Source organism: Anaerobacillus sp. QJM3NY_17 (assembly GCF_056173665.1).
Genome location: NZ_CM149685.1, coordinates 1562208 through 1577227 on the forward strand (window position 1 = coordinate 1562208; position 15020 = coordinate 1577227).

The following is a 15020-nucleotide window of genomic DNA, read 5'->3' on the forward strand; positions in this document are numbered from 1 at the left end:
CTATAGCTAGCGAGGCTTTCTTCGTTTCCTTATTGTACAGACAAAACATCTGTAATTTGTTCAATGGCCCAGTTTAAATCCTCTTCACTAATAATAAGAGGAGGCGCAAAACGAATCACCGTTTCGTGAGTCTCTTTACATAGTAATCCTTTTTCTTTCAGCTTCTCGCAATACGGACGAGCAGCTTCATGAAGCTCAACACCTATGAAAAGACCGCGACCACGAACTTCTTTAATCATTGGATTCTTGATTTCTTTTAATTTATTTTGAAAGTAGTTTCCTAGTTCAAGAGAGCGATCTGCAAGCTTCTCATCCTCAAGAACTTCTAAAGATGCCACCGAGACTGCACATGCTAGAGGGTTTCCTCCAAATGTTGAACCGTGAGATCCTGGGGTAAATACGCCAAGAACTTCTTCATTAGCGGCAACACAAGAGATCGGGAATACACCTCCACCTAGTGCTTTTCCAAGAATGTACATATCAGGCTCTACATTATCCCAATCGCAAGCAAATCGTTTACCAGAGCGGCAAAGCCCTGCTTGGATTTCATCAGCTACGAAAAGCACGCGCTGCTCCTTACAATACTCATAAGCCTCTTTAAGAAAACCTTCTGGAGGGATATTGATCCCAGCTTCACCTTGAATTGGCTCAAATAAAAAGCCTGCTGTATTTGGCGTAATGGCTTTTTTCAATGCATCAAGATCACCATAAGGAATGAGTTTAATGCCTGGAAGCATTGGTCCAAATCCTCTTTGGTATTCTTGTTCAGATGAGAGGGAGACAGCTGTCATTGTACGACCGTGAAAGTTACCCTCACAAGCAATGATTTCTGCTTTATCTTTCTCAACACCCTTCACTTCATAAGCCCAGCGGCGCATCGCTTTAACAGCTGTTTCAACTGCCTCTGCACCTGTGTTCATTGGAAGAATCATATCTTTGTTTGTAAATTCAGAAACTTTTCGATAAAAAGGTCCGAGTTGATCATTGTGAAATGCACGAGAAGTTAATGTGACACGATCTGCCTGGTCCTTTAGAGCTTGAATAATCTTAGGGTGTCTGTGCCCCTGGTTGACAGCTGAATAAGCACTTAGCATATCCATGTAACGATTTCCTTCGGGATCTTTCACCCAAACACCCTCTGCTTCTGCAATGACTATAGGCAGTGGATGATAATTGTGTGCGCCGTATTGCTCCGTCATTTGAATAATATCCTGTGTTTGTACCATGTTACGGTTCACTCCCATCTTTTAGTTGAAGCTTCTTTTATAGTATAACAATGAAATCGTTTACTTCCTATCATTTGAAAGAAATTGGGAGGAATGTTTCATTAACTTCTCTTATAACCTTTCATGATATGATAGAGAAGAATCTTTACATAGAAAGAGGGAGAGATCGTTTATGCTGCACGCCCATTATTCTGCTTGGGGATTAACTTTGATTCTTTTTCTTGTTAGCTATTTTTTAATGAGAGCTGGGAAAGGGAAATCGCTAGAAATGATCCATACGGTTCTTCGAATATTTTATATTCTCACTGTCATTTCAGGAATGTTTCTTGTAATAGGTTATGAGTTTTGGGGACCTTCTATTGTGAAAGGGGTCGTCGCCCTTTGGCTTATTTTCTCGATGGAAATGATACTAGTAAGAGGAAAAAAGGAGAAAAAAATTTGGCCGTTTTGGATTCAGTTTATGTTCGCTTTTCTTCTTGTCATCTTTTATGGGTATTCTATACTGCATCTTTATCAGCTATAAGTCCTAAAAATCACCTTTGATAAGGTGATTTTTTTGAATTAAACGTTTGGTTTATAGATGCCGATATAAGAAGTAGGGTAGATTGGCATATTTCTGGGATAAGTGTATTCGCGCTTTCTACTTTTTGATATCATATACATAAATATAAAAGTTTCGAATTAAAGGGATTAAAGGATGAGGTGTGTATAGCTTGAGGACATTTTCAGTCATGGTTTATCATGATCAAGATTTGCTGGAGTGCATTAATAATCAACCGGAACTGTTTCAGGCACATGCCGTACTCATTCAACTATTTTCTTTGTCAGGTGACAGCAAGCGGGCTAAAGCAGTCGCGCAACAAACATTGACATTCCTTCCTCACGCCGTTCTTATAGGGGCCACAGCAAGTGGCGCTTATTATCAAAAGGACTACGTGAAAGAAGGGATACTCGTTTCCTTTACGACTTTTCAACACGCCGAGATTAAGCTGTTTGATTTGGAAGAGAATGCTTCCACCCTTATGAATGAGAGGACTACACATGATGAACTTGTCATTCTTTTTAATAGTAATGTGGAAGATCGTACTTTGTTTGAAGATATGAAACCGAACCGATTGATCGGAGGTAGAGCCCATACTATTAATGAGGATTCCTTTGTGATCAAAGGTAATCAACTGCTAACGACAGGCGTCGCTGCAGCTAAAATTATCGGAAGTGAGCTTGAAGTTAAGATTTTCGAAGAAACGTTCTGGAAACCAGCCGGACGAACGTATGAGGTGACAAAAGCGCTCGGGACGCGTATTTTTGAAATTGAAGGCCTGACGCCAGTGCAGTTTTATGAGAAGTATTTAGGATATGATGTTGCGAATAAACTCCCGCAATCAGCAGCTCACGTCCCGTTACTTCAGCGGGATAATGGGAATGTGAAGCCGATTACCATTATGGAGAAACATCGAGATGGATCGGTTACGTCGAATCATGTACTAACAAAGGGGTCGAAGCTACAGTTCTCATATGGAGACGCCGCACAAATTCAAACGTCCTATGAGCGCATTGACCAAATGGCTAGTGATTCTTGGAGCCAAAGTCTATTTACTTATTCATCTGCTTCGCTTCGTGCTCTATTTTCAAACGGCATTATTACTTATTTAGAGAATCTTGAAAAGGGATGTGATCTCACATCTGTTTTCCTTGCAACGGAATATTATTCAGATAGCCAAGAAGTACAAATTGGAAATAACAGCATGGTTTTTGCGCATTTCAATGAAAAAAATGCTCGAATGAAAGCCAACGGGCATCAACCATTACACAATCAGGAGATGAAGGACTTGGATGGTTTAATGGCATTATCACATTTAATTAAAGCTTCAACAGAGGAATTAGAGACGTTAAATTTAAACTTACAGCAATCAGAACAGCGCTTTAAATCTCTGTTTGAACAAAATCCGAATCTTGTTTACTCTGTGGATGTATACGGTAAAATTACGAGCGTAAACCCTGCATTAAAATCATTGTTAGGTTACTCGTCTGAAGAAGTTATGAGTAAGCATTCTCTTCAGTTTGTTTCATCAGAGGATGCAGAAATGACTAGGAAGAAATTCTATCAAACGTTTCAGGGGGTAGCTCAAACATATGATGCTCACCTTGTACACAAGTCTGGAATGAGCGTTCTCTTTACAATTACCAATATCCCAATCATTGTTAATGGCGAAATTACCGGGGCGTATGGAATAGCCAAAAGCATCATGAATCAACGGAAAGCGGAGGAGAAAATCGCTCATCTCGCTTATTATGATGTGTTAACCGAGCTTCCTAATCGTTTGTTATTTGAGAACTTACTAAATGAATCAATTAAGAATCCCGATGAGAAGCTAGCTGTCATGTTCATTGATTTAGATCGGTTTAAATTGATTAATGATAGTTTGGGCCACCAAAGAGGGGATCAGATCCTCAAACAAGTGACAACTCGAATCAAGGAAGCTATAAAGGATGATGCTGTCCTTGCTAGATTTGGTGGTGATGAATTTACTGTTCTCTTACCTGGACTGAAGTGCGAAAAAGATGCCCTTATGCTTGCGAGACGCGTCATTGAACATTTGAAGCAGCCTATCGTCTTTGACGAGGTTGAGTACTTTATGACAGTAGGCATCGGTATCAGTCTTTTCCCTCATGATGGATTAGAACTTGATACTGTTATGAAAAATGCTTATATCGCATTAGATCGCGCCAAGCAACAAGGTGCTAATTATATTGAATTCTATACCGATGAAATGACCGATCAGGCTTTTGAGAGATTAGAGCTTGAAAGTTATTTGCGTCGAGCCCTTGAGAAAGAAGAACTGACTCTTTTCTATCAGCCACAAGTTAATCTAGATGAACAGAAAATTTATGCTTGTGAAGCGTTGATTAGGTGGAATCATCCGAAATTGGGACTAGTGTCTCCAGCGCAGTTTATACCGCTTGCAGAAGAAACGGGACTAATCGAAGAAATTGGTATTTGGGTATTGAACGAAGCATGCATGCAAACGAGCAAATGGCAAGAGCTTGGATATGATGACTTGTCGATTAGTGTGAACGTGTCTGGAAGACAGTTTCAAAGTGAGAAATTCGTTGATTCCGTTAGAGAAGCATTAGTGGCTTCTGGTCTCGATCCTCAATCTCTACACCTTGAAGTAACGGAGAGCACAACGCTCGTCAATACGGATTATAGTATTTCGATGCTAAATGAATTAAGAGAAATGGGTATTAAAGTGTCCATTGATGATTTTGGAACTGGTTATTCTTCGCTTAGTTATCTGAAGGATTTCCCATTAGATATTTTGAAAATCGATCAGTCCTTTATTCGAAACCTTCAGGAAAACAACGCAGATGCAGCGATTGTTAAAGCGGTCATTACGATGTGCGAAGGTTTGAATTTATCAATTGTTGCGGAAGGAATTGAGACGAAAGAACAGGGTGATATTATTAGAAGCTTCGGGTGTAACTTTGCGCAAGGATTTTTCTATAGTAAACCATTGAATAAGGATCGTTTCGAGAAACTGCTTCTATCAAAGCAATTTCCTTTGGCAACCTAACGAAGATCGACCCAATGTGGTCGATCTTTTTTATTTTGCAGAGCGTCCTGCCTCCAATGTGCTCCAGCTGTTTCAACCGATAGTTGGAAGGGAATAGGACCATAGCAAAGAGGTGATAAAGAGATGGATTACGACGTCATGATTATTGGAGGAGGCATATCGGGCCTCACACTTGCTGTCAAATTAGGACAAAGTAATGTGAAAACGCTATTAATTGAAAAAGATAAAAGAAGCGGGTTGATTTATAAAGGTGAACTTCTTCAGCCAAAAAGTCTTCAAGTCCTTGACCGAATTAATGTTTTAGATGTAGTAAAAGAAAATGGTTTTCACTTACCTTCGATTGAATTCCATGAGTATAACCAAAAAGACGATGGCACGATGGAGCACCTTAGTTCAAATGAATTTCGCTACGATGTGATTCCATCTCTCTATAATACATCGCTTATGATTCCACATGAGAGGCTAAAAGAGCTTCTTTTCGAAGAGGCTTCAAAATATGAATCTGTTGATTATATACAGCCTGCTAAATTTACGGGCTTTACTGAAGATGAGCCTGAGAATAAGAAAGCGATCATTCAAACTAAAGAAGGAGAACGTGAAATTCACGCAGGTTTTTATGTTGGTGCTGAAGGAAGAGCTTCTCCAACAAGAACAGCTATGGAAGTGGAGATGAAGAATACAAAATATAATCATCATTTCTTGACGGTATCGTTTCCCCGACCAGAGACACTAAATCAGTCAACTATCATCACAACTCAAAATAAATTTGTCGGATTATTCCCACTTCCGAACAATGAAGTAAGAAGTGTACTGTTGATTAAGCCGGGAGAGTTCAAATCGATGCGTGAAGAAGGATTAGAGTCCTTTTACCGTGCTTATTGTGAGCTAATGCCGGAGCTTGAGGGCTATGTTCATCAAATTGATACGTGGAAAAAGATTCAACTCATGATTCCTGTTAGGCACAATGTCTCCAATTACGTCAAAAATAATTTGATCTTAACAGGGGATGCCGCTCATAGCGTACATCCTATGGCAGGGGAAGGAATGAACCTGGCAATTCAAGATTCTGATGTATTGGGAGAACTTCTTTGCTGGATGTATAAAACGAATCAGACGGAATGGAAGCAGCTTAAGTGGTATGAGAAAGTGAGAAAACCGCGAGCGGAATATGTGTCTACGCTTAGTCATCAAGCTGCACTGCTCTACTCTTTTCCTTATCGTCCGTGGCAGAGACTTCGAATTAAAGGGGTCAATCAAACAGAGCATTCACCTCTTCTGCACTATAAACAGATGTTAAATACGTCGGGACTTGGCATTTGGAAGTTTAACCTGTTGGATCGATTGAAGCAAGCAGGAGTAATTCCAGCTGCAATAGGGAATGGGAAATTAAGTAAGCATCCAAATGAGAAAGTAATGTTCACGAAAGAGGATGATTATCCGTGGTATTGCAAATGAGACGGGAGGAAACGAGATGAAGGAAATAAAGAAAATCTGGCGTGCTAGAAAGTGGATGAAAAGCAATGAACCTTTTTTATACGCCTGGCATGCCCATGTAGGCTATGTACATGACTTATTTGATGAGTTCGAATTAGGAACAACCGTCTCTGCTGTTGCAACCAAACGAGACATGAATGAACTGCTATTAACAAGATGGGCTGAAGTGGGGGTGGCAATTGGTCACCTAAAAAAAGAGAAGGATGGAAAGGTTCGTTCTAAGAAACATATGGTTGAATCGATCTCAAAAAGCAGTGAGCACTCTGTTGGTATCTTACTAAAAGAAATGATGGAGTTACATATTCCGATCTTGCTGTCCTACCCTGATTTATTAAGCAAAGATCAACCCGCACGATATGAGGACGAAGACTATGGTGGAACGGTTGCAGCAACATCAAGCTTTATTGAACGTTTTGCTTTTCCGAAGATTTATCAAGCGATTAAGACGACGAATGCACAATCCGTTATTGATTTTGGGGCAGGTTACGCAGGGTATTTATCGCGTATTGGAGCAAAGCTAGAGGACATGAAGCTTGTTGGAATTGAAAAAAATCGATCCGTCTGTTTAGATGCAGAAGCTAATATCCATTTTCCGCTAAAATCACCGCTACACCTTTATCCTGATGATATGATGACATGGAAATGGGATGGTGCCCCCTTTGATATGGCGATGATGAATAATTTACTTTATTATTTTGCTCCAGAAGATCGATTGAAACTGTTCCAAAAGGCAAATGAGGTAACAGGTGAAGGTGGTCAGCTGATTATCATCACTCCTATGCATGAATCAAAACACGGGCAGGCTTTCTCGGCTGCGTTTAACAGCTTCATGAGTGCTCATGATAACCTTTATCCATTGCCAAGTCGTGATGAAATGGACGACTTAGCAACAAAAACAGGATTTAAGCTTAAACAAATAAAACCAGTTGTAAAAGAAGGCGCATGGTACTTTTTGCGTTTTCAGAAAGTGTGAGACCTATCAAAAGGTCTCTTTTTTCGTTCCCTGAAAGACATTTTGCACAAAAATTGGGCGTATGCATAATGTGAACAGAGAGGAATGAGAGGAGGGAGATCTTTTTGTGTGGGATAACAGGATGGGTGGATTGGAAGCAGAATCTGACAGGAGAAGAGAACGTTCTTAGGCGAATGGCGAATACGCTATCACGACGGGGGCCAGATGCTTCAAACAGCTGGGTTAGCTCGCATTGTGGATTTGGGCATACTCGTTTGATTGTCGTTGACCCAGCTGGTGGAAGTCAGCCAATGACTAGAACACACAGCGACAAGAAATATACGATTTGTTATAACGGTGAGCTATATAATACGGAGGATTTGCGTAAAGTTCTCCTTGCAAAGGGTTATACATTTCAATCTCATTCGGATACAGAAGTTCTTTTAACGTGCTATGTTGAATGGGGAGAGCAATGCGTTGATCATTTGAATGGTATTTTTGCCTTTGGCATTTGGGATGGAGAGAAATTATTCCTTGCAAGAGACCGCCTTGGTGTTAAGCCGTTATTCTATCGACAAAGTGGCAGCTCGCTTCAATTCGGCTCAGAACTTAAAGCCATTCTTGCTCATCCCGATGTGAAGACGGAGGTCGATCGAGCGGGGCTTCAAGAAATTTTTGGTTTAGGTCCTTCGAGAACACCAGGACATGGGGTTTTTCGAGGGATAAATGAACTGCGACCTGGATTTGCGATGAAGTTTGAGCAGAGTGGTCTTCGTAAATGGCGCTATTGGAATGTCAAAAGTAGTGAACATACTGATGATCTTGATACAACTGTAGGTAAAGTAGGGGACCTTTTAAAAGATTCCATTAAACGACAGCTTGTTGCCGATGTACCAGTTTGTACGTTTTTGTCTGGTGGAGTTGATTCAAGTGCCATTACGTCCGTTGCTCAAACGGCATTCCTTGATGACAATAAGGGCACATTACGGTCTTTTTCGGTTGATTATGTGGATAATGATAAATACTTCAAGAGTAGTGAATTTCAGCCAAATTCAGATGCTCCGTGGATCAAAAAAGTTTCAGCAGAGCTTGCAACTGATCATACGAACTGTGTGATTGATACACCTCAGCTTGTGCATCATTTAAAGGAAGCGATTGAATGTCGAGACCTGCCTGGTATGGCGGATGTAGACTCTTCATTATTGTGGTTTTCAAAGGAAATTAAGAAACATGCGACTGTTGCTCTTTCTGGTGAATGTGCAGATGAAATATTTGGTGGGTATCCATGGTTTCATAAGCCGGAGCTTTTAGATCAGGAGCAGTTTCCGTGGATGAGATCGACACTTGAAAGACAGGCGATGTTAAAAGAAGATGTTCGTAATAAATTGAAGCTAGAAGATTACGTCACGGAAAGATATCGTGAGTCAATTAAGGAAACGCCAGTACTTGATGGTGAGAGTGAGATTGAAGCAAAAAGAAGAGCTCTCTTTTACTTGAATTTAAATTGGTTTATGACAACACTTCTTGAACGAAAAGACCGTATGAGCATGGGAGCTAGTCTAGAAGTAAGGGTGCCATTTTCTGATCACCGCATTATCGAATATGTGTGGAATGTCCCGTGGGATATGAAAATGCTTGATGGTCGAGAGAAGGGACTTTTGCGAAAAGCGATGACAGGAACGCTTTCACATGATGTTCTTTATCGAAAAAAGAGTCCATATCCAAAAACCTATAATCCTGCTTATACGAAAGCCGTTTCTTCATGGCTTCAAGATACGCTCGATAACAAGCAGTCGCCGCTTCTTGAATTGATCGATAGAAAAGTTGTGCAAAATATCATAGATTCAGAAGGAAAGGCGTTTAAAGTACCCTGGTTCGGTCAGCTTATGGCAGGACCTCAATTGATTGCACACCTTGCTCAAATTAATTATTGGATGGAGCATCATAACGTAAATTTAGTCGACTAAAAAAAGGATCGAAGCTGATGGCTTCGATCCTTTTCTTTAAAAGATTGTATTATTGCTCGTTCCGACTTTAGTGGGCAGACACTCGGTCACTTCACCTTTTCATCCGAACACAAAGACCGTGTTCAAATGAAAAGGCTCCAGTGCCTGCCGTGTCTAACCGCCCACTTCCGCTTTTCGTGTCTAGCTGCAGTGGGCAGGGTCTCGATCGCTTCACCCCATAAAATGAACACAAAAACCGTGTTCTTTTTATGGGCCTCCAGCGCTTGTCGAGGCTAAGCGGGCGCTTCCGCTTTTCGTGATCTAGCTGCAGTGGGCAGACCCTCGGTCACTTCACCTTTTCATCCGAACACAAAGAGCGTGTTCAAATGAAAAGGCTCCAGTGCCTGCCGTGTCTAACCGCCCACTTCCGCTTTTCGTGTCTAAACGCTCCCTTCTGCTTTTCGTTTTTCAACTGGTGGCTGTTCGAGTCCGTTGAGGCGTTCGACTAGGCCGTGGCCGAATGGTGTTCCGGCAGAAGGGCTTTCATTGTTGTTGAGAAGGCCTCCTCTAAGCTCGTAAGCTGTTGAGCCGTGCTCTGCGAAATCAAGTCCCTGAATTTCTTCTTCACGAGAAACGCGAATGGAAGAGAAGCGAGTATAGATGAATAAGAAAATACCTACTGTGCCAATCGTCCACGCCATAACTGCAAGAATTCCGATTGCTTGAACGAGGATTAGGGATGCACCGCCTCCGTAGAATAAACCACCATCGATTGCGAAAAGTCCAACGGCTAGCGTGCCCCACGCCCCACACACTCCGTGAACAGCAATCGCTCCAACTGGGTCATCCAATTTTACGCGTCGGTCAATCAGTTGAACGGCTTCAATCAAGATAACTCCAGCGATAAGACCGATGAACATAGCGCCAATTGGAGATACGCTTGCTGTTCCAGCTGTAATTCCGACAAGTCCAGCTAATGCGCCGTTTAGAGTTAAAGAAGCATCAATTTGCTTATAGCGAATATAAGAATAAAGGGCACTTCCGATGACACCACTTGAAGCAGAAAGAAGTGTTGTCGCTACGATTGTAGGGATAAGTGCGTCGCTTGCTGACAGTGTACTACCTGCATTGAATCCAAACCAGCCGAACCAAAGAATGAATACCCCTAGTGCGCCAAGTGGAATGTTATGACCTTGAATAACGTTCACTTTTCCATTTGAGTATTTACCAAGACGTCCTCCAAGAAAGGCGACTGCTACTACCGCACCAAGTGCACCTGTCATATGAACAACCGTTGAGCCAGCGAAGTCAACAAACCCTAGTTCTGAAAGCCATCCGCCACCCCAAATCCAGTGACCAACAACAGGATAAACAAATCCAATCATCGCAACCGTTACAGCAATATAGCTAATTAATTTCATTCTCTCAGCTACTGCACCAGAAATGATTGTCGCACAAGTTGCCGCAAAGACGGCCTGGAAAACAAAGAAGCCGATGTTTTCAGATTGTCCTAGAAGAAGGAAACCATCACTACCAATAAAACCGCCTGCTGAAGAACCGAACATCAATCCGTAACCAATTATAAAGTAAAGCACTGCACCAATTGACATTGTTAGGAGATTCTTCATTAAAATATTTAAGGCGTTTTTAGAACGGGTAAATCCAGTTTCAACCATTGCAAATCCAGCGTGCATGAAGAATACTAGAAAAGCAGCAATCATAATCCATACGGTATCCATTGAAGCACTCAAGGCGGTTACAGCAGAGGTATCGCCTGCTGCGAAGACATGTCCTCCTGAGAGAAGAAAGAGAAGCGCGAACAAACCAGTGATTTTTTTCATAGCTTTTATCATCCTTTTTGATTTATTTAAATGCAGTTAGTCCGTGTTCACCAGATCGTATACGAATAACATCTTCGACAGGATAGACGAAGATTTTGCCGTCGCCAACTTCCCCGGTTGCACATATATCGCGAATATGCTTAACAACATGATCAAGCAGGTCATCATCAAAAACGAGCTCTACTTTAATTTTCGCCTGAAGCGAGACTTCAAAATGACTTCCTCTGAAAACGCCAGTTTGTTTTTTTTGTAATCCACATCCAGCTACTTCGGATACTGTCATGCCTGTGATACCTTCATCTCTTAACCGATCTCTTAGGTCCTGAAATGCCTCAGGACGAATAATGGCTTCTACTTTTTTCATGTAAGACCCTCCATGTCAGTTTTTCTAACATTGCCTTTTTTCTATATCCTAATATTATGCGGTGAAAACAAGAAATTCAAGGTTATTTTTTGAAAATTTAAAATAGTATGTCATATAATCTAACCTTAATAAATGTAAGTAATCAGAATATTCCAAGTGGGGTAAGTGTGGTTGCGCTTTCAGTTGATTTCGAATTCTGAGGCATAAAAAGAAGCTCCTGGATGATGACCAGGAGCTTCTTGCTTATGAAATGTCTAAAATAGTGAAGCCAAATGGTTCAAGATGAAGTAGGCTAGAGTCGTGCTGACTCCCTAAAAGAGTTTTTGCATTCAAATAATTGAGTGAGAGATCAGTAGTTATGGCCTTTTCTGAGTTGTTTAATAGAAAGAGGAGCGTTTCATTATTCGTCTGCCTCTTATATTGAATAAGCGTTTCATCTGTATACACCACTTCGAAAGTTCCATCGTTCCGAAACGCAGGGTGTTGATTACGTAGGGCGATCAGTTCTTTTAAAAACTGAAATAATTCAGTGTCCTGGTCTTTTTCATCCCAAATCATACATTCTCGACAACCAGGATCAGCGCCACCTTTCATCCCAATTTCGTCACCATAATAAATACAAGGTGTTCCTGGGAAAGAGAATTGAAGGATATACATGAGCTTCACGACCTCCTTTTTCCCGTTTGCTAGTGTGAGGAGTCGCGGTGTATCGTGACTTCCTAATAAATTAAAGGCGACTTCATTCACATTTGCAGGATAAGAGTGAAGGAGTGCGGTTAGGCGGTTCCCCATTGTTTCGGCAGAGATTTTTCCATTTGCATAATGATCAAGTAGGGCAGCAGTTAAAGGATAGTTCATTACAGCATCAAACTGATCGCCCTGTAACCACGGCATTGAGTCGTGCCAGATTTCACCAAGAATATAAAGCTCAGGCTTAACACGCTTTACCTCTTTTCTAAATTCACGCCAGAAGCGGTGATCAATTTCATTTGCAACATCAAGTCGCCACCCGTCAATATCAAATTCTTCTACCCAGTAGCGACCAACTTGTAGTAAATACTCTCTCACTTCTGGGTTTTCAGTATTGAGCTTAGGCATTGTCGCTTCAAAGGCGAAAGTATCATAGGAGGGAAGAGGTTTTGTTTCAATTGGATAGGACCTCACGTGAAACCAGTCTCGATAGCGTGATGCTTCTCCGTTTTTTAATAAGTCCTGAAACGGTTCGAAGTAATAACCGCTATGATTGAAAACAGCATCAAGCATAACTTTAATGCCTCTTTCATGACAGGCTTTGACGAGCTCTTTAAATGTTTCTTTATCGCCAAATTGTGGATCAATCTCCATGTAATCGATTGTGTCGTACTTATGATTTGAGGCCGCTTTAAAAATAGGTGTGAAGTAAATGCCGTTAATTCCAAGGTCTGTTAAGTGATCAAGATGATTTATTACCCCCTGGAAGTCTCCGCCGAAAAAGTTGTTACGCTCCGGAGGGTATTCTCCCCATGGAAGCGTACCTTTTGGATCTAAGGAAGTATCCCCGTTAGCAAATCGTTCGGGAAAGATCTGATACCATACTGTGTCTTTCACCCATTCAGGAGCTGTAAAGATATCAGCTTCATTTAGGAAAGGAAAACTATAATAGTCGTTGGTATCTGATGGCTGTTCCGTATAGAAGCCTTTTTCAGTATGATAATACGCTTCATTTTTATCTTCTAGAAAAAAGCCATATCTCAATCTACGATAAGGAGGTTGGATCGCTATACTCCAATAATCGAATAGAGAGTCAGAGCCAGTTACTTTCATTGTTTTAGAAGTGAACTGCCATTTGTTGTCTTTCCAATCATACGGATCTCCATAAATAAGGGAGATGGATGTCACATCATCTTTCTTTGTTCGAATCATCAGGTGTAGTGTTTTCTTATCATATGCGTAAGCATAGTTGTTCTTTGGGCGGTGATAAATGGCTTCTTTAAACATAAATAGATACCTCCATGTGCAATCGCTTGCATTTTAATAAAAGAAAACTCATTTCAAGCACTAATCGAAATGGAACGTTGCTTCTATATAAATGTAGAAGATCAAAGTACGATAGTCAAATGTAAAAAACAAGGAGAAATTCTGTTTCGAAAAAATTTTGAAAAAACTTTGTGCAAACGGTTGCGAAAATTTTATAGCCATGTATAATAAGTTATAGAAAGACAGTGCAATCGTTTTCACTGAGTTGTATGAAAGCGCTTGTACTCCTATCGTAAAATTAAGAGGGGGTTAACACATGAAACGCTTTTTCGCTTTGTTTCTTACACTAGTTCTTGCAATCGGCGTTCTTGCAGCATGCGGACCGCAAAACAATGAAAACGCTTCTAGTAACAACGGAGGCAGTGATTCTGAGGGAGAAGATGCAAATAAACCTGAGAAGCTAGTTGTTTGGGAAGATACAGATAAAGGGATTGCACTTGAACCGGCTATTGCTAGCTTCGAGGAAGAGTACGGCATTAAAGTTGAATTTAAAGAACTAGGTATGGCTGACGAAATTAGAGAGCAAATTCGTCTTGATGGTCCAGCAGGTACTGGTCCTGACGTTATTACACTTCCACATGATCAAATTGGACAAGCAGCGGTTGAAGGACTTATTTCCCCAATCGAAGTTGAACAGTCTGTGATTGATACATTTACAGAATCTTCTATTCAAGCTGAAAACTTTGACGGTAACCTTTATGGACTACCAAAAGCAACGGAAACACCAGTCTTCATTTACAACAAAGATCTAATGGAAAAAGCTCCGGAATCAATGGATGAAGTCTATGATTTCGCAAAAGACTTCACGAAAGACAAGCAGTATGGCTTCCTTGCGCTATGGGATAACTTCTATTTTGCAAACGCTGTCCTTTCAGGATATGGCGGCTACGTGTTTGATCGCACTGATGAGGGATTAAACCCAGATGACATCGGTCTTAATAATGATGGTGCTATTGAAGGAACGGAATATATTCAGAAATGGTATCAGGAAGATCTTTTCCCTAAAGGCCTAATTGGTGAAAACGGTGGATCTACAATGGATGGTCTATTTAATGAAGGGAAAGCAGCTTCCGTTATGAACGGACCATGGTCTTTCCAGGGTTATAAAGATGCTGGAATTGACATTGGTGTTTCGCCAATGCCTACACTTCCAAACGGAGAGAATTTCAAAACATTTATCGGTGTTAAAGGCTGGCACGTAAGTAATTTCTCTGAGAACAAAGAATGGGCTACGAAGCTCGTTGAATGGTTAACAAATGAGGAGAATGCAAAGATTCGTTACGAAAAAACAGCAGAAATTCCTCCTGTTAAATCACTAATTGAAGATCCAGTTATTGCTGATAATGAAGGTGCAAGTGCCGTAGCACTTCAATCTCAATATGGCGTTCCAATGCCTAACATTCCAGAAATGGCTGAAGTATGGGAGCCAGCAGCGTCTGCTCTACAATTAGTAGCAACAGATAAGCAAGAACCAAAAGCGGCCCTTGATGAGGCTACGAAAACAATTAAGTCTCAAATCGAGCAGAATCACAGCAACTAAAGTTTTGAAAATTTAAAGCGGTACTCCGGAAACGGGGTACTGCTTCTCACTTTAAAGCTAGAAAAG

Annotated in this window: 10 protein-coding genes; 6 read left to right on the plus strand and 4 right to left on the minus strand. The window is 41.0% G+C overall.

All coding sequences use genetic code 11. The annotated features are described in order from the left end of the window. Nucleotides 1-29: 29 nt before the first annotated feature. Nucleotides 30-1226, minus strand: a complete 1197-nt coding sequence (locus AC0VYV_RS08390; protein WP_430242143.1) for an ornithine--oxo-acid transaminase — start codon at nt 1224-1226, stop codon at nt 30-32. Between the two features lie 172 nt (nt 1227-1398). Here AC0VYV_RS08390 and AC0VYV_RS08395 point away from each other — a divergent pair, with 172 nt between their 5' ends. From AC0VYV_RS08395 to asnB, 5 genes are all read left to right on the plus strand, one after another. Beyond that, nucleotides 1399-1749, plus strand: coding sequence for a DUF1516 family protein (locus tag AC0VYV_RS08395; protein WP_430242141.1), 351 nt, complete (start codon nt 1399-1401; stop codon nt 1747-1749). Between the two features lie 190 nt (nt 1750-1939). Further along, nucleotides 1940-4801, plus strand: a complete 2862-nt coding sequence (locus AC0VYV_RS08400; RefSeq protein ID WP_475368845.1) for an EAL domain-containing protein — start codon at nt 1940-1942, stop codon at nt 4799-4801. 123 nt (nt 4802-4924) lie between these two features. Continuing rightward, the gene (locus tag AC0VYV_RS08405; RefSeq protein WP_475367153.1) at nt 4925-6256 is read left to right on the plus strand and encodes an FAD-dependent oxidoreductase; all 1332 of its coding nucleotides are present in this window, start codon (nt 4925-4927) and stop codon (nt 6254-6256) included. A gap of 16 nt (nt 6257-6272) precedes the next feature. Beyond that, complete coding sequence (locus AC0VYV_RS08410; RefSeq protein ID WP_475367154.1) at nt 6273-7268, plus strand: class I SAM-dependent methyltransferase; 996 nt, start codon at nt 6273-6275, stop codon at nt 7266-7268. Nucleotides 7269-7372: 104 nt separating this feature from the next. Then, complete coding sequence (gene asnB / locus AC0VYV_RS08415; RefSeq protein WP_475368846.1) at nt 7373-9214, plus strand: asparagine synthase (glutamine-hydrolyzing); 1842 nt, start codon at nt 7373-7375, stop codon at nt 9212-9214. Between the two features lie 419 nt (nt 9215-9633). Here the strand turns inward: asnB and AC0VYV_RS08420 are convergent, their stop codons facing one another. The 3 genes from AC0VYV_RS08420 to AC0VYV_RS08430 form a co-directional block, all read right to left on the minus strand. After that, nucleotides 9634-11034 carry an ammonium transporter gene (locus tag AC0VYV_RS08420; protein ID WP_475374741.1) on the minus strand — a complete coding sequence of 467 codons (1401 nt, stop codon included), beginning with the start codon at nt 11032-11034 and terminating at the stop codon, nt 9634-9636. A gap of 22 nt (nt 11035-11056) precedes the next feature. Continuing rightward, on the minus strand, nt 11057-11398 hold the full coding sequence (locus AC0VYV_RS08425) for a P-II family nitrogen regulator (protein WP_194221146.1): 342 nt from the start codon (nt 11396-11398) through the stop codon (nt 11057-11059). 243 nt (nt 11399-11641) lie between these two features. Further along, entirely contained in the window at nt 11642-13375 is a 1734-nt protein-coding gene (locus AC0VYV_RS08430) for an alpha-glycosidase (RefSeq protein ID WP_475374742.1), read from the minus strand. A gap of 295 nt (nt 13376-13670) precedes the next feature. Here AC0VYV_RS08430 and AC0VYV_RS08435 point away from each other — a divergent pair, with 295 nt between their 5' ends. Further along, complete coding sequence (locus tag AC0VYV_RS08435) at nt 13671-14954, plus strand: extracellular solute-binding protein (RefSeq protein WP_475367158.1); 1284 nt, start codon at nt 13671-13673, stop codon at nt 14952-14954. Nucleotides 14955-15020 lie beyond the last annotated feature (66 nt).

Excerpts from the sequence above, each read along its gene's own strand:
- AC0VYV_RS08395 (WP_430242141.1), top strand. The coding sequence starts at position 1,399 with ATGCTGCACGCCCATTATTCTGCTTGGGGATTAACTTTGATTCTTTTT.
- AC0VYV_RS08390 (WP_430242143.1), bottom strand. The coding sequence starts at position 1,226 with ATGGTACAAACACAGGATATTATTCAAATGACGGAGCAATACGGCGCA.
- AC0VYV_RS08410 (WP_475367154.1), top strand. The coding sequence starts at position 6,273 with ATGAAGGAAATAAAGAAAATCTGGCGTGCTAGAAAGTGGATGAAAAGC.
- AC0VYV_RS08405 (WP_475367153.1), top strand. The coding sequence starts at position 4,925 with ATGGATTACGACGTCATGATTATTGGAGGAGGCATATCGGGCCTCACA.
- AC0VYV_RS08425 (WP_194221146.1), bottom strand. The coding sequence starts at position 11,398 with ATGAAAAAAGTAGAAGCCATTATTCGTCCTGAGGCATTTCAGGACCTA.
- AC0VYV_RS08420 (WP_475374741.1), bottom strand. The coding sequence starts at position 11,034 with ATGAAAAAAATCACTGGTTTGTTCGCGCTTCTCTTTCTTCTCTCAGGA.
- AC0VYV_RS08435 (WP_475367158.1), top strand. The coding sequence starts at position 13,671 with ATGAAACGCTTTTTCGCTTTGTTTCTTACACTAGTTCTTGCAATCGGC.
- AC0VYV_RS08430 (WP_475374742.1), bottom strand. The coding sequence starts at position 13,375 with ATGTTTAAAGAAGCCATTTATCACCGCCCAAAGAACAACTATGCTTAC.